Source organism: Flavobacterium aestivum (assembly GCF_026870175.2).
Classification (GTDB): Bacteria; Bacteroidota; Bacteroidia; order Flavobacteriales; family Flavobacteriaceae; genus Flavobacterium; species Flavobacterium aestivum.
The window spans coordinates 768488-788364 of sequence record NZ_CP113977.2 but is presented as its reverse complement, the minus strand read 5'-3'; the positions used below and the strand labels follow the sequence as shown (position 1 = coordinate 788364).

General features: G+C 31.3%; 16 protein-coding genes. 7 read left to right on the top strand and 9 right to left on the bottom strand.

Features of this window, described 5'->3' with window-relative positions:
- Positions 1-239: 239 nt before the first annotated feature.
- Positions 240-1883 carry a S41 family peptidase gene (locus OZP08_RS03400; protein WP_281322990.1) on the top strand — a complete coding sequence of 548 codons (1644 nt, stop codon included), beginning with the start codon at positions 240-242 and terminating at the stop codon, positions 1881-1883.
- A gap of 136 nt (positions 1884-2019) precedes the next feature.
- Positions 2020-2799 (top strand): DUF5694 domain-containing protein, encoded by a 780-nt coding sequence (locus tag OZP08_RS03395; protein WP_281322989.1) that lies wholly within the window; start codon positions 2020-2022, stop codon positions 2797-2799.
- A gap of 198 nt (positions 2800-2997) precedes the next feature.
- Here the strand turns inward: OZP08_RS03395 and OZP08_RS03390 are convergent, their stop codons facing one another.
- Positions 2998-3210: a hypothetical protein gene (locus OZP08_RS03390; RefSeq protein WP_268848360.1), complete on the bottom strand. Its 213-nt coding sequence runs from the start codon at positions 3208-3210 to the stop codon at positions 2998-3000.
- Between the two features lie 554 nt (positions 3211-3764).
- On the opposite strand from OZP08_RS03390, the gene OZP08_RS03385 reads away from it, so the two are divergent.
- The 3 genes from OZP08_RS03385 (at position 3765) to OZP08_RS03375 (ending at position 7835) form a co-directional block, all read left to right on the top strand.
- On the top strand, positions 3765-4328 hold the full coding sequence (locus OZP08_RS03385) for a TetR/AcrR family transcriptional regulator (RefSeq protein WP_281322988.1): 564 nt from the start codon (positions 3765-3767) through the stop codon (positions 4326-4328).
- A 2070-nt stretch (positions 4329-6398) separates the two neighbouring features.
- Positions 6399-6962: a Crp/Fnr family transcriptional regulator gene (locus OZP08_RS03380; RefSeq protein WP_268848357.1), complete on the top strand. Its 564-nt coding sequence runs from the start codon at positions 6399-6401 to the stop codon at positions 6960-6962.
- Positions 6963-7034: 72 nt separating this feature from the next.
- The gene (locus tag OZP08_RS03375; protein ID WP_281322987.1) at positions 7035-7835 is read left to right on the top strand and encodes an MBL fold metallo-hydrolase; all 801 of its coding nucleotides are present in this window, start codon (positions 7035-7037) and stop codon (positions 7833-7835) included.
- 112 nt (positions 7836-7947) lie between these two features.
- Here OZP08_RS03375 and OZP08_RS03370 read toward each other — a convergent pair whose 3' ends face one another.
- Both OZP08_RS03370 and OZP08_RS03365 read right to left on the bottom strand, forming a co-directional pair.
- Entirely contained in the window at positions 7948-9213 is a 1266-nt protein-coding gene (locus OZP08_RS03370) for a DcaP family trimeric outer membrane transporter (protein ID WP_281322986.1), read from the bottom strand.
- Between the two features lie 517 nt (positions 9214-9730).
- On the bottom strand, positions 9731-10681 hold the full coding sequence (locus OZP08_RS03365) for an HU domain-containing protein (protein WP_281322985.1): 951 nt from the start codon (positions 10679-10681) through the stop codon (positions 9731-9733).
- Between the two features lie 225 nt (positions 10682-10906).
- On the opposite strand from OZP08_RS03365, the gene dprA reads away from it, so the two are divergent.
- Positions 10907-12007 (top strand): DNA-processing protein DprA, encoded by a 1101-nt coding sequence (gene dprA, locus OZP08_RS03360; protein WP_268848350.1) that lies wholly within the window; start codon positions 10907-10909, stop codon positions 12005-12007.
- A gap of 71 nt (positions 12008-12078) precedes the next feature.
- On the opposite strand, the gene serA is transcribed toward dprA, so the two are convergent.
- Positions 12079-13974, bottom strand: a complete 1896-nt coding sequence (gene serA / locus OZP08_RS03355) for a phosphoglycerate dehydrogenase (RefSeq protein ID WP_281322984.1) — start codon at positions 13972-13974, stop codon at positions 12079-12081.
- 346 nt (positions 13975-14320) lie between these two features.
- Positions 14321-15298 (bottom strand): tryptophan--tRNA ligase, encoded by a 978-nt coding sequence (gene trpS / locus OZP08_RS03350; protein WP_281322983.1) that lies wholly within the window; start codon positions 15296-15298, stop codon positions 14321-14323.
- A 192-nt stretch (positions 15299-15490) separates the two neighbouring features.
- Between trpS and OZP08_RS03345 the strand changes: the two genes are divergently transcribed.
- Complete coding sequence (locus OZP08_RS03345) at positions 15491-16258, top strand: lysophospholipid acyltransferase family protein (protein WP_281322982.1); 768 nt, start codon at positions 15491-15493, stop codon at positions 16256-16258.
- An 80-nt stretch (positions 16259-16338) separates the two neighbouring features.
- On the opposite strand, the gene recA is transcribed toward OZP08_RS03345, so the two are convergent.
- The 4 genes from recA to OZP08_RS03325 all read right to left on the bottom strand — a co-directional run bounded on the left by recA (position 16339) and on the right by OZP08_RS03325 (position 19772).
- The gene (gene recA, locus OZP08_RS03340; protein WP_268848348.1) at positions 16339-17379 is read right to left on the bottom strand and encodes a recombinase RecA; all 1041 of its coding nucleotides are present in this window, start codon (positions 17377-17379) and stop codon (positions 16339-16341) included.
- 308 nt (positions 17380-17687) lie between these two features.
- Positions 17688-18197: an acyl-CoA thioesterase gene (locus OZP08_RS03335; RefSeq protein ID WP_268848347.1), complete on the bottom strand. Its 510-nt coding sequence runs from the start codon at positions 18195-18197 to the stop codon at positions 17688-17690.
- A gap of 42 nt (positions 18198-18239) precedes the next feature.
- Positions 18240-18623, bottom strand: coding sequence for a DoxX family protein (locus tag OZP08_RS03330; RefSeq protein ID WP_268849427.1), 384 nt, complete (start codon positions 18621-18623; stop codon positions 18240-18242).
- A 12-nt stretch (positions 18624-18635) separates the two neighbouring features.
- Positions 18636-19772 carry a DNA polymerase III subunit gene (locus OZP08_RS03325; RefSeq protein WP_268848346.1) on the bottom strand — a complete coding sequence of 379 codons (1137 nt, stop codon included), beginning with the start codon at positions 19770-19772 and terminating at the stop codon, positions 18636-18638.
- Between the last annotated feature and the right edge of the window lie 105 nt (positions 19773-19877).

The following is a 19877-nucleotide window of genomic DNA, read 5'->3' as shown; positions in this document are numbered from 1 at the left end:
TCCCTCACATGTACTTACAAGATGTTTTATGGTAATTGAGAAGAGTTTTGAGGTAATAAAAGACTATATTTTTGTAAGAATTATTTAATAATTTTGAAAATTAGATTGTTTAGATATATTAATTTTTTACCGAAATGATACCGGAGATTTGTAATCTAATGGTTCAGTTAGAGTATTGCTATTGTAGAAACGATCGTTCAAAATCTTATTCAAGAATTCAATTCACATTCATAAACTAAATGAAAAAAATTACCTTATTCTTCCTCATAGTATTTTCTCAAACGGTATTTGGATATTCAAAATTTACAGAAACCCAAAAATTGGTAGCCACTTGTAAAGTGTGGGGCTATTTAAAATACTATCATCCAAAAGTAGCGCATGGAGATTTTAATTGGGACAAACAGCTTTTTGAGGTTTTACCTAAAATTGAACAAGCGCAAACAAAAGAAGAATTTTCATTAGTTATAGAAAATTGGATCGATTCCCTTGGTGAAGTAAAACAAATAGCTCCAATCATTCCACCAAAAGACATTGAATTCTTTGATAAAAACTTCGATTTATCTTGGATTAATAATGATAAATTGTTTTCTAAAAACCTTTCGAAGAAATTGAAATTTATTGAAAACAATAGATTTCAAAGTACCGAAGAATTTGAGCCAGGATTTGATGGTCTTAAGAATATAAAAAACTATTTCGATCTTGATTATAATTCGAAAGGTTCTAGAATTCTGATGTTGTTTGCCTATTGGAATTTAATAGAGTATTATTTTCCGTATAAATATCTGATGGATCAAAAATGGGATAAAACTTTAGAACAAATACTTCCTCTTGCTGTTGAAGCAAAAGATAAAAATGACTTTTATCAAGCATTGAAGAAAATGTCAACGAAGATCAATGACAGTCATGGTTACTTTTTTGGGGCTACAAAATGGAATCCAGAGTCCAGGTATTTTCCAGCTAATTGTAAAATAATTGACAATAAAATGGTTGTTACTGAAATCGTTGGTGATAGTTTGGCACAGGCTGATAATATTAAAATCGGAGATGTTATTACTAAAATAAATGATAAAACCATTAAAGAATTTATTGAAAAAAATAGAGATTTAGTCTGTGCTTCAAATGAAGCTTCATATTTAAATAAAGTTGTAGAAACAATTTTACGTTCAGATTCAGAGCAAGTTAAAGTTGAGTTTTTAAAGGATGGTAAGTACGAAATAAAATCAATGACCTGGTATAACTATCATGATTCTCATAGAAATGAGTTTAAAAAGGGAGCCATGAAAAAGAAGGAAAAGTTTAAACTTCTTGATAGCAATATTGGTTATGTCAATATGGGTGTCATAAAAGTTAAAGATGTTCCAGATATGATTGAAGCATTACGATCTACAAAAGCAATTGTATTTGATATGAGAAATTATCCAAATGGGACCTTTAATGACATTGCTAATTTTTTAAATTCAGAGGAAAAGAAATTTGTTATTTATACTTTTCCTTATTTGAATTATCCTGGAAGATACGTGTGGACTGAAGAAAGAAATTGCGGATCTGAAAACAAGGATAATTACAAAGGAAAGGTGATTGTGCTTCTTAATGAAGATTCTATAAGTCAGTCAGAATGGACAGCAATGTGTTTTCAAACTGCTGGTAATACAACGATTATTGGTAGTCAGACCGCTGGTGCTGATGGTAATGTATTTGGACTTGATTTTAAAGAATTCCATACAGCTTACTCAGGAATTGGTGTTTATTATCCCGATAGGAGAGAGACACAAAGAATCGGAATCATTCCAGACATTGAGATCAAACCTACGATTTTGGGAATCCAGCAAGGAAAGGACGAGGTTTTAGAACGAGCATTGCTATTTATTGAAATCGGAAAGTAAGCTCAATTTTTGTTGATTTTATATAACCTTTTGTTTTTAAAATTACACTCTCGGCAAAAGCCTAGACTTTGGTGATCTTTTTTAAGAGTGTAACATTTGAAAGTCTAACTCGTCCTTTATTTTAAAAATAGAAAAAATGAAAAACACTGTTTTATCGGCATTCATGCTTATTTTGTCAGTTATGGCATATGCGCAAAAAAACAAAAAAGTGGATGTTTTAACCCTTGGGACATTTCACTTTACTTTTCCGAACTTGGACGTACAGCAAATAGCAAAAGGAAATCAAATAGATGTTTTTGAAACAAAATATCAGAAAGAAATAAACGATATAATTAAAAAGTTAGAGCAATTTAAACCCACTATTATTGTTATCGAAAGACAACCCGAACAACAATTAAAGATCGATTCGCTGTATAATGAATATATAAAAGGCAACTATCAACTAGGAAGAGATGAAGATCAACAAATAGGTTTTAGATTGGCAAAAAGATTGCATCTTAAAAAGTTATACTGTGTAGATGAGTGGGGGAATTTTAACAGCAATATAGAGCCAATAATTAGCGGAAAAGATAGTTTGGAAGCAAAGAAATTTGAAACTTTTTTTGTGAATGATCCTGATATTAAAAAAAAATTTTCGCTGAAGCAAGTGTTTAAACAAAAGGGAATACTATCAGAATTAATTCAAATAAACGATGAAGTGAATATAAAAAAATCCCTTGGAAATTATTTGATTGGCTTATTTAAATATGAATCTAAAAATAATGATTTTTTTGGTGTAGATTTTGAGACAGGTCGTTGGTTTAATAGAAATTTAAAAATTTTTAGAAACATTCAAAGAATCGAAACGAAACCAACTGATAAAATTTTGGTTATTTATGGTTCAGGACACCTACAATCTATTGAACTACTTTTTTGAATGTTCTCCAGAATATCAATTACTACAAACGAACAGTTATCTAAAAAAGCATTAATAATAAAAAGAAAAGCGGTGAATATTTCTATTCAGCCGCTTTTTCACACAGTTCAATTTGGATTATAGTCTATTTGTTCGGAATAGATTGCTTTACTGATGTAATTTTTTTACATAAAAGTGAATTTTAAAAGTTGTTTTGTTTTACTTGTGGTTATGCTTTTTTTTATAATAATACAAGGATATAAATGCCACCATGTTTAAAACAATTATTATTGATACAATTGGATTAAAATCTAAGGCTTTTCCAAGATTTTCAGTTATTTTGCTTACTACCATCAATACAAATGAAGCAATGCTTACATAGGCGTAGATCAAGTAAACGGATTCTTTGGTTGTAATTTGTTCGGTTTTCATCTTTGATTGGTTTTTAGTTATTTTTTACTTCAATAATTAATTAAAAAATAGTTACAAATGCTTAATACTAAGATAACTATAAAAATATATTAATGCTATTACTACAAAAAATAAATCTGCTGTATTGCATTAAAATCCGATTAAACGACGAAATTGTATTCATTTTGTTCAGTTTTATATTTAAAGTTTTAAGTTTGATAATCAGATTATAGTTTTTTTTTGATTACCTGATTTATGATATTTAGGATCGGTATTGATAGTAAAAACTAAATTTGTTTAGTTTCTTATTTCAGATTGTAATTCATGATTAGTAGAATTATAATGAATTAGACGTTTTTAGGGCCTTTTTTATAAGTTGATATAAATGGGGTTCTGAATCTCTAAAAGAGCTTTAAAACAAAGCTAAACCACTTTATATCGCATTTAGTAAATAGAAGGAAAGGAAATCAATTATAGATCTTTTATAAACGTCTCAGAATTATCGCTACTATATTCTTATTTGATTATTGTTTAATTATATCTATTTTTGTGACTGATTAGTCAATCTTAAAGTAATGGATAAAAAACAAATAATTCTAGAAACAGCTCTTAAACTGTTCGTAAATAACGGTTTTCATGGTACAGCAACCAGTAGAATTGCTCAGGAAGCCAGTGTAGCCAATGGGACACTTTTTAATTACTTTAAGTCGAAAGATGAACTTATCGTTACTCTATACAATTCCATTTTAGGAGAAATGGATGATTTTATAATAGCTAGAATGGAATCGTTTTCTATTTCTAAAGAATCATTTCAATCACTTTTTTTTACGACTCTATTTTGGAGCTTAGATAATCGGATTAAGTATCAATATGTGCAGCAGTTTAATCACTCTCCATATTTTAAACAAGTATCCCCAATTATTCTAAAGCAGCAAGAACACCCACTTTTTATTTTAATTCAAAATGGAATTAATATTGTTCTTCTAAAGCAAATGCCAGCTCATTTTATTTTTTCTTTATGTACAGCTCATATTGATGGCGTTTATAATTATTTAATCGATAATAATTTAGGAAAGAATGAGCAATTGGAATTGATTCATGAATCTTTCGAAATGTTATGGAAAGTGATAAATGATTAATCCAATATCTTTATGACTGATTAGTGAATCTTAAGTTTTCTTGAAATAAATAATTATCTATATATCATTTAAACTATTATAAATTAACTGATTACATTATAAAGTAATTTGTTAAATTACTTTATTACCCAGTGTAGCCTATATGGCACTCTTTTTAATTACTTTAAGTCTAAAGACGAATTTATCGTTACTCAATTAAATTCAATTTTGTCTAAAATGGATGATTATTTAATGACAAAGTTGGAATTTTTTTCTATTTCTAAAGGGTGTTTTAATCATCCTTTTTAAATTATATTTTGTCGTCTTAATTTCTAGATTGAGTATTAATTTATATCAAAAGTTTAATCATTTCCATATTTTAAAAAATGTCTGCAACTCTTGTAGGGCATTACGAACTTCCGAAAAATCAGCGATTGGAATTGATTTATAAATCTTCTGTAATGTATAGATTTATTTAGTGACTGATTAGTCAATCTTTGAATTTGAGTAATAAATAATTCTATAAAATACATTTAAATTATTATTATATAGTAAGTTATACTTTTTGCAAAGAAAAAAATGCACAAGTACTCAGTGTTGTTAATGGGACACATTTTGATTGTTTTATAAAGCAAGATGAACTTACTTTTTATATTTATTTCTATTTTTAATGACTGTCATCGCAAGACCTAAATACTTTTTATTTATAAAGAATCATATGGCATCATTTCTTTGTTATTTTATTTTAAAGCTTAGATAATCAAAATCAGTATAATTTTTTGCATCAGTTTATTGATTCGTTATATATAAAAATAACTGTCTAAAACAGTTGTAAAACAGCAAGACTCATTAAAGATAAGGCAACTAGAAATGTTATTAATTTAATTAATTATTATTTTAATCTTATTATGACTGATTAGTCACTCTTTGAATTTTTTTAAAATTGTAGTTCTAATGTTTAATAATAAGTTGTTTATATAGAATGGTTTATATATTAAAGCAATGAATAAAATTGTACAGTAAGTAAGTGTTATGAATTCTTTTTTTTAAATTGCTTCAAGACTATTGATGTGTATATCGTTTCTTTATTCAATTCTGACTTTGATTGATTTTTAATGAAAGAATTAAATCTTTTTCGATTTCTAATGAACTATGTCAATCTAACTTTTTAATGATTTTATTATTAAGCTTAGATAATTGGATTCAGTATTAATATATAATTTTAAATAAGCACATGTAAGAGTTATATAGAAGCAAAAGTTCCTGAAGGCATATACAACTGAAATTGATCTTTAGAAATACTATAGTTCAAATTAAGATCAATTCAATTTTTATATGACTGATTAGTCAATCTTAATTATTTAAAAGAATGAAAACTATAGAAATAGTATTTAAATTGTTAGTATAAAGAGGTTTATATTTTACAGTTGCGATAAAAGTGTACAACAGATAAGCGTTACCAATAGGACTTTTTTTAATTATTTTATTGTCAAAGATGGACTTTTCGTTATCTTTATTTAATCCTATTTTAGAAGATTTTCATTGTATGTATGAAATCTATTTCTATGAGTAAGGAGTTTTCCTAATCACTCTTTTTGCAACTTTATTTTGGTTTTGAATAATAGGATTAAGTTTCAAAAATAGGTAACTGTTAATCTTTTTTATGCTTTAAGTTCGAATTTTATTTTATAGAAACGAGCTAAAACACCATTTTTTATTATGGTTGAAAGTGGAATTAAAATTGTCCTTCTTAAACAAGTGCCAGATCATTTGACTTTCTCTTTACGTGTTATCTATAGCAATTTTGTGTTCATGATTATTAAATTATCAATAACTTAAGTAAATTTTAAAATTATAACATTTTAAAAACGGTAATTTGATTTCCAATTGACTGATTAGTCAGTATCTTTTTTTGAGATTTTTTATATTTAAATAGTGCAATTGTTCAAGATAGAATACAAATACCGCATAAATAAGGAATAGTTAAAATCTACTATATTTACTTCGAATTTAAGAGTAGAATATCAAGTTACAGTCTTAAGAGTAATCATTTGGTACAATCCATTGTAATACAGCTGATAAATAATATAAATGCAGACATTAATTACATATTTTGAAAAATTGGGCTTTTTGGAGAATGATTTGACAGCGTTTTTAAGTTGTATAAAAACACGTAAGTTTTCAGCTAATGAAATAATTCTTTTCAATGGTCAATTAGAAAGTTATCTATCCTTTATCGATACTGGTGTATTGCGTTATTATGTGGTTGCAAATGACAAAGAAATTACGTTTGATTTTGCTTTCAAAAATTCCTTCTATTGTGCCTACGATTCCTTTTATAATAGAACCCAAACGAGTATTTATATTCAAGCTATAACAGATTGTCAGCTATATTCCATTTCATACGAAAGCCTTGAAAGGCTGTATAAAGAATGTGAAAATGCTAAAAAACTCGGAAGAATTGCCACTGAATTCCTGTTGGCCAAAAAAGTAAAAAGAGAATTGGATCTTTTAACGAAATCTCCACAAGAAAGATACGAAAATCTGCTTCAGGAACACCCTAAATACATTCAACAAATACCATTGAAATATCTTGCTTCTTATATTGGCGTCGTACCTGAAACGCTAAGCCGTATTCGGAAACGCATTTCTTGACCAAAGTCAATTCTGGAATCATAAATAGGGTTCAATTTTGCATTATCATTAACTATAAAATTATAAGGCAAAATGAAAGTAACCATTACACATATCGACACGGCTTGTGTTTTAATAAACATCAATGGGTTCAAAATATTGACAGATCCAACTTTAGACAATAAAGATGGTTTTTTACCGCAATACGTCAGCAAACCATTGGCTTTCTCCAAGAAATATTGTGATCCCGCTTTATCAAAAGATGAGATTGGTAAAGTAGATTTAGTGTTATTAAGCCATGACCATCACAGTGATAATTTAGATAAAAAAGGGCGAGCGTTTATCAAGACGGTCAATACTGTACTTTCGACTAAAGATGCTGTAAAGCGTTTGAAAAACGATAATACGATTGGACTTGATAATTGGGAGGAATATAGTGTAGGAACTGAAAAAGTCCCGCAATTAAAGATAACTGCAATACCAGCTCAGCACACTAATATAAAGCGATTAGATAAAGTTATGGGTAAGGTAATTGGCTTTACTATTGAATGGGAAGGGCAAAAAAACGGTTGTATTTATATTTCGGGTGATACTGTTCTTTTTGAAGGTATTTATGAACTTAAAAAAAGAAAAAAAGTTGATATAGCTATTTTGCATCTCGGAGCTGGGGCATTTCCTTATTTGAAAAAGAATTTGAGAGTGACCATGAATGGGGAAGAAGCCATCAAAACCGCTAAACTTTTAAATCCAAAAAGTGTTATACCAATACATTACGAAGGATGGTGGCATTTTAAACAATCGGCTAAGTCTTTAAAAAGTGAGATAGAAAAGTCTGAAGATAAAGATAAATTTTTATGGCTTACTAGCGGAATTGAAACGACATTGGTAAACTAAAAGTTAGAATTTACACATACCAATTTGTATCTGGTAAGTTATTTTTTAAAAGCCTTAAACATAATAAGTTCGGGGCTTTTTTGCTTTTTAAAAACTTAATTTAGTGATCAGATCAATTGGTTTTGTAAAAAGTATTCATGAAACTATATCTGAAAGAAAACTGTAATTTCAGATCTGTCCCGCTGTTACCCTTTGCAGCAGGAAGATTAAAATAAGGATCACCGGCAAAGTCGTTGTTTTGGCGCATTCCCCATTGTAATTCAGGCCCCATTATGCAATTTTTTGCAGGTGAATACAATAAATTGACACTGGCATATTGCCCAGTTTTGTAAGCAGTTGATAATTGAGCCTCAGTGGTTTTATTGTTCAATATGGAATATCCGATGGTTGAACTGAACTTCCTGTTCCAGTAAATATCAAAATAAGAAACAGCTCCAACCAATGGAATAGAAACTCCTGTAATTGGTGTCAGAGTGTTATCATATTGTCTTTTTATGCCTATATCAGCTTCTGCATCGTTCATATAGTTCTGAATACCAGCACCTGTTGTAAAAGCCCCATGATAAATAATGTTATTCGCTAATTTTAATCTGGTACTTAAACTCAAACCCCAGCCTATAGCACTTCCAGATAGATTAAATTGGTCAGTGTTATTATCTTCCCATTTGATGCTCCTGAGAATACTGGCTAATTCTACATAACCCCAAGAAGCACTGTAGCGATATTCGGTAGAAAAGTCAGGCAAAGTAAACCTGAAATTAACATGCTCTAATACGGAAGCATATATGAATTCGTCTCCGTATTGTCCTTGGTCTGCTGTAGCTCCAGGACGTTCGAGAGCAACAGCAAATCTATGGCCATTACTCTGAATTGGAACATAGCGGATTTGTATATTTCTAAAGGCTGACATGGCATTTGGCCCCATAAATTCAAGCATATTGGGATAGACTTCTACGTCAGAAAATAAACTGTTGGTTTGTCCAACTCCAAATCTGCCTAATTCAGCAAAAGCATGCCTCAGATGAAAGGTGGTAGCTCCTACATCTTTTCCAGAACCTACCAAATCAAATTCTATAAATGTCTTAAGCAATCCGATTCCAGTATCAAAATAGTTTCTTAAACTCAAGGCTGTTTGTCTAACGCCCATAAAATAATTTCCTTGTGGTTTAAATTCATTGCCTTGACTATCCAAAATTTTAGTGGGACGCATTGAATCATACCAATTAGGATCCATCTTCCCAAAATCATACCCAGTGTCTAGCATGATAAAACCTTTGATTTCCATGGTTTTATCAGTTTTTTCAATTTCTTGGCTTTGTGCATTTAAAACAATTGAAAACAAAAAAATAAGTAGAATGGAGTATGTTACTTTTTTCATATTTTTTGTTTAAAGTAGTACAAGAAGGATTGTAATTTTAAAACAGGATAACAAAAAGAAAGAGACTACTCTTTGTAAATGATAAGTTTATCTTACCAAATTTAATGAAAAAATAATTACAATTAATTTTATTTCAATGGTTTACAAAAAATTTGAGAAGAGTTTTCTAGAGGAATGATATTCATAATGTTTTCTGAATTGATCCAGCTATAGTTACATTATTTCAGAATTATTTCTAATGTGGGGTAAGTCAAAAATTCCATCAAATGTATTGGTATTTTAGAGTATGACAATTTGCCTTTTCTCAATGTATAAGCTACTTTTCGTTTGTTTTAAGAGGTCTTTATGGATTAATCGACTTAGTGGTGGTTTTGTATATAAATCGATCTGAAATGGTCTTAAATTGAGTTTAGTGTAAAATGAAAAAGGAATTGAATGAGGTAAAATAAAAAATCACGAACAAACACAGTTTAAATTCGTGTTCATTCGTGATTTCTTTATGATTGATTTTAATTTTCTAAAGAGACTGTATCAAAATCCAAGCTTCGGGATTATCGGTTTCTGTGATTTTGGTTTTCTCTTTTTCTGCTTCCGCAAAAGTAGAGTAGCTTCCGTATAATACAGGGTAAAGTCCATTTTTATTAACCGCCAAACGTCTTGCTTTGTACCCTTTGGCAACTAATTGGTCATATCTTTTTTGTGCATTAGCTTCACTTCTAAATGCTCCGGCCATAATGTGATACGGCAATTTTGTTACTACTTCCTTGTTCGTCTTCAAAGAAAGAGTCACCGCTGGTATTGGCGTTTGAATAAAGAAAGTAGCTTCTTGAATTTTGTTTTGTACTTGTTTTTGAACTGCTGTTTCAACTAAAATAGTTTCAGAGGCAATTTGTTTTTGGTACAAAGGATATCCAATAGTTCCAGTTGCAGCTAATCCAAGAACGAAAATAGCGGCGTATTTAAGATAAACACTTGTTTTTCTTGTTTCAGGAATAAATTCAATCGGTGCTTTTTCTGCAACAACAGTTTCTTTTTGAATTTCAATTTCTCTTTTTACAGCTGGCGATACAAAAGTACTTAATCCAAAAGACTGGGTTAAATAATTAGTTTGCTCGTTAGGAGTGAAAAGAATATTGTTATCTGCATTCAAACTAAGGATACCAACATTTTTTATCGAAAAAGTTCGGTTTTCCTGTAATGTTTTCTTCCAACTCAACACTTCATATTCTATAGCGCTTACGGCATAATCATATGATGTTTTTTCGGCTTGTGCAATATGATTGGCTAATAATCCATCATTGTTTTTTAGATAGGAATTAAAGGAAATCATCTTTTTTGGCGGAAAAAAAGAATGTGAGTTTTCGATTAATTGAGCCGATTGTATTTCGGTCAAAAAAGCTCCAAAACCAGGAACGGTTACACATTGGTAACGGTACAAAAGTTGCGCGATGTAATGTTCGATTTTCATAATAACAAAGTTATGGAACGAGAATAGTTATCAAAATTTTATTCACAATTTTTATTAACAATTTGTATGTGTTTATTTGTCAATATGTTATGGTTTGAGCATTTAAAAGAGATTCAGTTTAAACGTGATTTTTATTTTCATCCTTTTTTAAATAGGCTTTAGTTTTGAAATATTTTGACGCTAAAATTTTTAGTGATCCAAAAATATGTGGTATAATTGTAAGATATGTCAGAGGAAAATTTATTTCATTTAATGGCTTTACTCCGTGTGGAAGGGGTTGGAGATGTTATGGCCAAAAAGCTGCTAAAACATTTTGGTAGTGCTGAAGCGGTATTAAATGCGAAAACGAATCAGCTTGGCGCTATTGACGGAGTAGGTTCAGTTTTATTAAAAAATTTAAAAGACAAATCTGTTTTCGAAAAAGCTACCCAAGAACTTCGATTTATTCAAAATAATAGTATTGATGTGCATTGTTTTCAAGACGAAAGTTATCCAGATCGCTTAAAGCATTGTATCGACGGCCCTGTTTTGTTATTTAGTTCGGGAAACATCAACTTAAAAAACCGAAAAATAATAAGCATCGTGGGTACACGCCAGATTACTTCTTATGGTACTGAATTTTGCAGAAAGTTTATTGAAGATCTTGCACCACTTGACCCAATAATTGTGAGTGGGTTTGCATATGGAGTAGATATTGTTGCACATCAACTGGCAATGGATTGTAATTTACAGACTATTGGTGTTCTAGCACACGGTCTGAATCAAATATATCCTAAAACGCATAAAAAATATGTTGCCAAAGTAGAACAAAACGGAGGTTTTATGACTGAGTTTTGGAGCACTTCAAAACCTGATAAAGAAAATTTTGTTCGCAGAAATAGAATTGTGGCTGGTATGACTGAAGCTACAATTGTTATAGAATCTGCAGATAGGGGAGGTTCGCTCATTACTGCCAATATGGCCAATGATTATAATCGAGATGTTTTTGCAGTTCCCGGACGAATTACAGACAAATACAGTCAAGGTTGCAATAATCTAATAAAAACTCAAAAAGCCAATGTTCTCACTAGTGCGGCAGATTTAGTTTATATTCTGAATTGGGATATCGAAAAAGAAGCTAAACCTGTGCAAAAACAATTGTTTGTTTCTCTTGAGGATGACGAACAAAAAGTATATGATTATCTCTTGAAAACGGGTAAAGAACTAATGGATATCATTGCTTTGCATTGTGATTTACCCATTTATAAAATATCTGGATTACTCTTAAATATGGAACTTAAAGGTGTTATTAGGCCTTTACCGGGTAAGTTGTTTGAGGCCATTTAAAAAAAGCAGACTTAATGAGGTCTGCTTTTGAAGTTTTGGAATTATAAGTGTTAATCTAAAATCAGTAATTTTTAATAAAGAATTCTATACCTGATGGTATTTGGAATCTTCTTTAATTTTTTTTCTAACTCTTTGTTATGGAAATTATCAATATCAGTAATTACATATCCTAAAGTTTCATTGGTCTTAAGATATTGTCCCAAGATATTATTATCATACTCTGAAAGAATTGTATTGATCTGGGCCAAGATACCTTTTACATTTTCATGAATATGCATAATACGGTGAGCACTTTGTAATTCAGGTAATTGAATTTCTGGAAGATTGATACTTCCATATGTGGAGCCGGTGTTGATATACTGAATTATTTTTCTTGCCACAAAATGGCATATATCTTGTTCCGCTTCTTGAGTATTTCCAGCAATATGAGGAGTAAGTATCACATTTGGTAATCCTCGTAATTCGGAAATAAATTTCTCTTGCGAATTGGTTGGTTCGTTAGGGAATACATCTATGGCAGCTCCACTGATGTTTCCGTTTTTGAGATTGGCGGTCAAGGCTTCAATTTCGACAACATTGCCACTAGAAAGGTTTAAAAATACTACACCAGGCTTCATATATTCAAAAGCTTCGGCATTTATCAGGTTTTTATTGCTTTCTGTTTCATCTATATGTAAACTAACCACGTCTGAGAGTGATAATAACTCTTTTAGCGAAGAACATTTTTTAGCGTTACCAAGGGCTAATTTGTCAACAGTATCATAGAAATAAACATTCATTCCCAGTGCTTCGGCAACTACCGATAGTTGTGATCCAATACTTCCATATCCTATGATCCCTAGTTTTTTCCCTCGAATCTCATTGCCATTTGTAGCAGATTTATCCCAAATTCCGGAATGCATCATTTTGTTTTTTTGGAACGTATTGCGAACCAACATTATGATTTCTCCTATGGCTAACTCAACTACTGAACGGGTATTGCTATAAGGCGCATTAAATACAGAAACACCTTGCATGGTACACGCTTCTAGATCTACTTGATTAGAACCAATACCAAATGTTCCGATAGAATGTAATTTCTTGGCATGATCTAAAACTTTTTGGGTAACTTTTGTTTTTGATTGAATTCCAAGTATCGAAACTCCTTTGATTCTTTCACATAATTCGTCTTCAGTCAATTCGTTTTCGACTATTTCTACCGTATAACCTTCATGCTCGAAAGTTTGGGCAACTTCTTGATTTATATTTTCTAATAATAGAACTTTGATTCTGTTTTTAGGATAAGATACAGATGCCTTATATGATAAATCATAAAGAATTTCATCTAAAGAAGGCGCAATTCTATCGGCTTTATCAACAACAATTTTGCGGCTAACATTTTCTGTAAATGCAAAAAACTTAGATACAGCTCCACCTTCAAGAGTTTCATAATCGGTATAACCATCACCAATCATAATGGCTTCACCTTTTAGATTTAATGATTTTATTTTTTTTACTTTCCCTTGATTTTCACACAATTCATCTTTTTCATCAAAACCAATAATTTTTCCATCATGGTCGAATTTGAAAGTATTGGCTAAAACATGTTCTGGTTTTATGCCATATTCCTGAACAATAGGAATGATTATTTCTTTGAATCCATTCGAAATGATATAAACATGATCGGCATGCTGTTTGAAAAAAGCTCTGTTTCTAATAACAGATGCAGTCACTTTCTTTTTCAAAACGTCTATTGTGGTACCTAAGTGATCTCTATTGGCTTGTAAAAGGCTTATTCGTTTCGTTAAAGACTCTTTTAAGGACAATTTTCCTTCCATTCCAAGGTTAGTCAATCGTTGGATTTCATTCAGAATTTGAATTCCTGCGGTACTGTCTTCATAAATTACTTCACATAACACGTCAAGTGCTTCGACTTTGATAAAAGTACTGTCAAAATCGAAAATAAATGTTTCTTGAATTTCTGTCATTTTAAAAAATTAATGGTTAACCGAAATAATAGGTACTTGTATCAGGCTCAAAGATAAGATTGCAATTATAATTATGAAAGTTTAAGAGCTTTACCCTTTGCAAATTATTACAGAAAAATTGATTTGATTTTTTTTTAGACTTTATTTTGACAAATTTTCATTTAATGGATTAAAAATTATGCAATATGAGATGTAAAGAACATTTTAAGAATCTATTTTTCAGTTGATCAGTTGTAATTATAGAGTTTTATCTTCGTAGGGTTCATGATTCTGTAAGAAGTGTCCTTAAAACAAAAAGTCCACGATTTCAACCGTGGACTTTATTGTTTTTATATATTTTTTTTGATTACATCATCTCAAAACCTAGTTTCTCTCTTACTCTATCCAAGACACTATTAGCAACGGTACTTGCTTTTTGAGCACCAATTTTCAATAAGGCATCTACTTCCTCAAGATTATTGATGTAGTAATTGTATTTTTCTCTTTCGGTTTTAAATTTTTCCAAAATCAATTCAAACAAAGCCTGTTTGGCGTGACCATATCCATAATTGCCACCTAAGTAGTTAGCTCTCATGGTTTCTAATTGACTTTCAGTTGCCATAAGTTTGTACAGTGCAAAGCAATTACAGGTTTCAGGATTTTTGGGAGCCTCAAGCGGAGTACTATCCGTTTCTATGCTCATGATTTGTTTGCGCAATGCTTTATCATCCAAGAAAATATTGATAAAATTATTGGCAGACTTACTCATTTTTCCACCATTTGTACCTGGAATAAGCATACTGTCATCTTGAACTTTGGCTTCAGGAATTACAAATGTTTCTCCCATTTGGTGATTGAATCTTGAGGCAACATCACGTGTAATTTCTAAATGCTGTAACTGATCTTTTCCAACTGGAACAAATTCTGCATCATACATCAAAATATCAGCAGCCATAAGCATAGGGTAAGAAAACAATCCAGCATTTACATCATCCAATCTATCGGATTTATCCTTGAAAGAGTGGGCTAATGTTAAACGTTGAAATGGGAAAAAACAACTCAAATACCAAGATAATTCTGTTGTTTGTGGCACATCTGACTGACGGTAAAAAACCACTTTTTCAACATCTAAACCACATGCTAACCAAGCCACAGCAGTACTATAAGTATTGGCTCTTAAAGTTTCTCCGTTTTTTATTTGTGTGATTGAATGTAAATCAGCTATGAAAAGAAAAGATTCGTTTTCGGGTTTATTAGATAATTCTATTGCTGGTATAATTGCTCCAAGTAAGTTCCCTAAGTGAGGAGTTCCAGTACTTTGAACTCCAGAAAGTATTTTTGCCATTTTATATGTTTTATTCCCTATTGATTTCGTTATCGAAAGTATTTTTAATTGCAAAGTTAATTCTTTTGCCAAATTTTCCGCAAGTTTCCTTACTTTTGACGTTATGAAATGAGCATAATTTTTAATTGGTCGTCTAACCAATGTTGATATGTGAATTACATCTTACCAATAAAGAACAATTATTATCAATACATGAAAGGTATAAAAAAGATATTTTGGGCCGTATGGCGGGTTTGGTTTTACGTCGTAATGCTTATTCCGATCCTTATTATGTGTCCTTTTTTGGTTGCTTCAATCTTGACCGAAAGTGGGTATCCCTATTTTTTCAAGATGTCCCGTATTTGGGCAAAATGTGTTCTTTTTGGAATGGGATTTTATTATAAAGTGGAAAAAATTCAAAATTTAGATCCTCACAAAAGCTATATGTTTGTAGCTAATCATACCTCAATGACAGATATTATGCTAATGCTTGCGGTGGTAAAAAATCCGTTTGTTTTTGTTGGTAAAATGTCGCTAGCTAAAATCCCATTATTTGGCTTTTTTTACAAAAGAACAAGCATTCTTGTAGATAGAAGTTGTTCTAAAAGTAAAATGGAAGTTTTTGAAGAAGCTCAAAAAAGAATTGATCGCGGACTTAGTATTTGTATATTTCCGGAAGGAGGAGTTCCCCATGACGAGTCTATTTTGTTAGACAATTTCAAAGATGGAGCATTTCGTCTAGCAGTAGAACATGAATTACCAATCGTTCCTTTAGTTTTTCCAGACAATAAGAAAAGATTATCTTATACTTTCTATAGTGGAAGTCCTGGTTTGATGAGGGTAAAAATTCTTCCTTATATCGAAACAGCAGATAAAAAAGGAGTGATAGACAGAAAAGAAATTAAGGAAGAAGTAAGGGATCTTATTTACAATGAATTACTCGAGTTTGAGAAATTAGACAAGCTGAAAGAAAAGAATTAACTATTTTGAAATAAAATCAGCTTCATCCAATATCATTATAAAAAAAGAGTCCGTAATTGAATTACGGACTCTTTTTTTATTTAATCGATTGCAAATTCTTTGATGTGATCTTTGATCTTCACTTCAAGTTCGTCAGCCAATTCCGGATTGTCTTTTATTAATGATTTTACTGCATCACGACCTTGTCCTAGTTTGGTCTCACCATAACTAAACCAAGAGCCCGCTTTTTTGATAATTTCAAATTCTACAGCAAGATCTAATATTTCACCAGTTTTAGAGATTCCTTCTCCATACATAATGTCAAATTCGGCTACTTTAAATGGCGGTGCAACTTTGTTTTTAACAATTTTTACTTTAGTTCGGTTACCTAATACGTTTTCACCATCTTTTATCTGAGTAGAACGACGAATGTCTAAACGAACTGAAGCATAAAATTTCAATGCATTTCCACCCGTTGTAGTTTCAGGATTTCCAAACATCACACCGATTTTTTCTCTCAATTGGTTGATAAAAAATACTGTACAGTTGGTTTTGCTTATCGTTCCTGTTAATTTTCTTAGGGCTTGTGACATTAAACGAGCATGTAATCCCATTTTTGAATCCCCCATTTCGCCTTCAATTTCACTTTTAGGTGTTAATGCAGCAACAGAGTCAATAACCACAATGTCAATTGCACCAGAGCGAATTAAATTTTCAGCAATTTCTAATGCTTGCTCCCCGTTATCAGGTTGAGAGATGATTAGGTTTTCGATGTCAACATTCAATTTCTCTGCATAATTTCTGTCAAATGCATGTTCCGCATCTATAAAAGCAGCTATTCCGCCTGCTTTTTGTGCTTCAGCAATAGCATGTAGGGTCAATGTTGTTTTACCAGAAGATTCAGGACCATAGATCTCTATAATTCTTCCTTTAGGGTAACCTCCAACTCCCAAAGCTAAATCAACACCTAAAGACCCAGAAGAAATAGTTTCTACTTCCTCAATGGCTCTATCCCCCATTTTCATTACAGTTCCTTTTCCGTAAGTTTTGTCTAATTTATCAAGCGTTAATTGCAGTGCTTTTAACTTAGCTTCTTTCTCTGAACTGTTTTTTTCTTTCATTTCTTTTTCTTTTTCTTTCATATGTTTTGCACTATTAAAGGCTCGAAATACTGGATTGGTTTACTATAATTTTCGTAAAAATACTTCTTTTTTTTGAAGTTACAATAGTTGTTTTTGGGAACAAATTGTTGTCTTCAAAACAATTTTGGCGTGACCATATTATAAAAAGGGGCTACTTTAGATTATCTAGAGCCACCCCTTTTTATAATATGATCGGGCTATCCACGCTACTTCGGTAGCTAGTTTCAAATGAAATTCACTGGACTCCTATGAGAATAAATGGATAGTGGAGTAATCCCTCACGCGGTTTACCATATCATTATGGTTTTTTATGTAAAAAGGGCTTTTAATTCAGTAGCATCATGAGGATTCATTTTGCCAGCCAAAACTAAGCTCAATTGTTTTCTTCTTAAAGCCCCATCGTAGCGTTGTTTTTCCAATTCTGTTTCTGGTTCCAGTACTGGAACTTCTACGGGTCTTCCTGTGTCATCAACAGCTACAAAAGTGTAAATCGCTTCATTGGCTTTGGTTCTATTCCCAGATTGTCGGTCTTCAACCCAAACATCTAAATAGATTTCCATTGAACTTTTAAAAGCTCTGGATACTTTGGCCTCAATAATTACTACACTACCTAATGGAATAGATTTGTTAAAAGCAACGTGATTAACAGAAGCCGTTACACCTATTCTACGAGAATGTCTTCCGGCGGCAATACTCGCTGCGCGATCCATTCTGGCTAATAATTCCCCTCCAAATAAGTTATTCAAAGGATTGGTTTCACTTGGTAAAACCAAATCGGTTAATATAGTTAAGGATTCCGAAGGATGTTTTGGTGTCATTGTTTATTGTTTTATAATGATATTGTAGTTATTTCAATTAAATTAATTCAGCCAATATACAGCCATTACCGCAGGAATAAAATAAAGGACTATGGTTCTTGCTCCGTCATAATCTTTGGCTAATCTTTGTCCAAAAAGTAGCATTATAAGAGTAATACAAGAAAAAATTGCTCCATACAAGCCATAAGTTTTTCCGCTATTTACGGTTAATTCTATAGAGCCGACAGTGCATAAAATACCAGACAATAATTCTAGCAATAAGACATTAAGTAAGGCTAGCGGAACTTGATTTTTTAAGGGAGTTGCTGAAAAATGTTCTTTTAACCAATCGAGATTATCTTTCCAATAAAATAGTTTATCATAAGCTGATTGCAAAAAGGTAATGGCTAAAAAAACTAAAATTAGGGTTGAGGCAATATTATTCATGTTCATGTTTAATTACTTTTTATGGATGAGACGTGTGAGTTTTATAGATAAATCTGTTAAAATTATTTTTGCGTTTCCATTGCGTTCTATATGATACATAGCATCAGATAGTTCTTTGAAAATGTCATTAATATTGTTTCCGTTTACAAAAGGTGCAAAATTTTCTAGTTTGAATTTTTCGACCTTAGCTTCAATGTAAACTAGTTTCTGAGTTTCATAATTCAGTAGCAAAGCCTGACGAAACATTTCGATACAAAACTGTAGAAATTTTTTCTGTGTTTCTCTTCCTAATGCAGCGATTTGTTCACTCCACAGAATCAAATCTTGAATGGCCGCCGCATTTCCTTTGGCTTTAAAGGCAGCTCTAACCCAAGTAACAAACCATTGCTCAAAAGGAAATTCGTCATTATCATCATGCAACAGGTGTAGTGCTTTACAGTAGTTACCCTGTGCTTGATGAGCAATTTTTGTCGCCAGTTTTGGATCAATTTGTTCTTTGTTTATTAGAGCATCTGTTATAATTTGTTCACTTAAAGCATTAAAATGAACTATCTGACAACGTGATCGTATCGTTTGAATGATGTCTTCTTCATTCTCAGAGATCAATATAAAAACTGTTTTTTCCGGTGGTTCCTCCAGTAACTTTAATAATTTATTAGAAGCAGAAATGTTTAATTTATCTGCCATCCAGATAATCATTATTTTGTAACCTCCTTCGTATGATTTTAATGCCAAAGATTTTAAAATTTCTTGGGCATCATCTACACGAATTTCACCTTGCTTATTTTGAACGCCCAATTTTGAGTACCAATCAAATAAACTTCCGTAAGGATTTTCAAGTAAAAATTGTCTCCAATCAGTTATGAAATCGATGCTTTTTGGCTTTTGTTTTATTTCTTCAGTGGTAACGGTGGGGTATATAAAATGCAGATCAGGGTGTGATAGTTTTTGGAATTTTAAAACACAGGATTCGTTTGGCCCTTCAGTATTATTGCAAAGTACATATTGAGAATAGGCTATCGCCATAGCCAAAGTACCACTTCCTTCAGGTCCCACAAATAATTGTGCATGAGGAATTCTTCCTGAATCGGCACTTTTTGTTAAGTGATTTTTAATATAATCTTGTCCTAGAATTTCTGAAAATTGCATGAAGCAAAGATAGGAGAAAATGATTTAGTCAAAAATAATACGTTATAAAGTTTATATCGGATTTATAACTAAACGATTATGAATTAGAAAAAAAGAAAAAAAATA

What these genes read in the sequence shown, in the direction of transcription:
- OZP08_RS03400 (WP_281322990.1), top strand. Translation starts at nt 240, where the DNA reads ATGAAAAAAATTACCTTATTCTTCCTCATAGTATTTTCTCAAACGGTA.
- OZP08_RS03395 (WP_281322989.1), top strand. Translation starts at nt 2,020, where the DNA reads ATGAAAAACACTGTTTTATCGGCATTCATGCTTATTTTGTCAGTTATG.
- OZP08_RS03390 (WP_268848360.1), bottom strand. Translation starts at nt 3,210, where the DNA reads ATGAAAACCGAACAAATTACAACCAAAGAATCCGTTTACTTGATCTAC.
- OZP08_RS03385 (WP_281322988.1), top strand. Translation starts at nt 3,765, where the DNA reads ATGGATAAAAAACAAATAATTCTAGAAACAGCTCTTAAACTGTTCGTA.
- OZP08_RS03380 (WP_268848357.1), top strand. Translation starts at nt 6,399, where the DNA reads ATGCAGACATTAATTACATATTTTGAAAAATTGGGCTTTTTGGAGAAT.
- OZP08_RS03375 (WP_281322987.1), top strand. Translation starts at nt 7,035, where the DNA reads ATGAAAGTAACCATTACACATATCGACACGGCTTGTGTTTTAATAAAC.
- OZP08_RS03370 (WP_281322986.1), bottom strand. Translation starts at nt 9,213, where the DNA reads ATGAAAAAAGTAACATACTCCATTCTACTTATTTTTTTGTTTTCAATT.
- OZP08_RS03365 (WP_281322985.1), bottom strand. Translation starts at nt 10,681, where the DNA reads ATGAAAATCGAACATTACATCGCGCAACTTTTGTACCGTTACCAATGT.
- dprA (WP_268848350.1), top strand. Translation starts at nt 10,907, where the DNA reads ATGTCAGAGGAAAATTTATTTCATTTAATGGCTTTACTCCGTGTGGAA.
- serA (WP_281322984.1), bottom strand. Translation starts at nt 13,974, where the DNA reads ATGACAGAAATTCAAGAAACATTTATTTTCGATTTTGACAGTACTTTT.
- trpS (WP_281322983.1), bottom strand. Translation starts at nt 15,298, where the DNA reads ATGGCAAAAATACTTTCTGGAGTTCAAAGTACTGGAACTCCTCACTTA.
- OZP08_RS03345 (WP_281322982.1), top strand. Translation starts at nt 15,491, where the DNA reads ATGAAAGGTATAAAAAAGATATTTTGGGCCGTATGGCGGGTTTGGTTT.
- recA (WP_268848348.1), bottom strand. Translation starts at nt 17,379, where the DNA reads ATGAAAGAAAAAGAAAAAGAAATGAAAGAAAAAAACAGTTCAGAGAAA.
- OZP08_RS03335 (WP_268848347.1), bottom strand. Translation starts at nt 18,197, where the DNA reads ATGACACCAAAACATCCTTCGGAATCCTTAACTATATTAACCGATTTG.
- OZP08_RS03330 (WP_268849427.1), bottom strand. Translation starts at nt 18,623, where the DNA reads ATGAATAATATTGCCTCAACCCTAATTTTAGTTTTTTTAGCCATTACC.
- OZP08_RS03325 (WP_268848346.1), bottom strand. Translation starts at nt 19,772, where the DNA reads ATGCAATTTTCAGAAATTCTAGGACAAGATTATATTAAAAATCACTTA.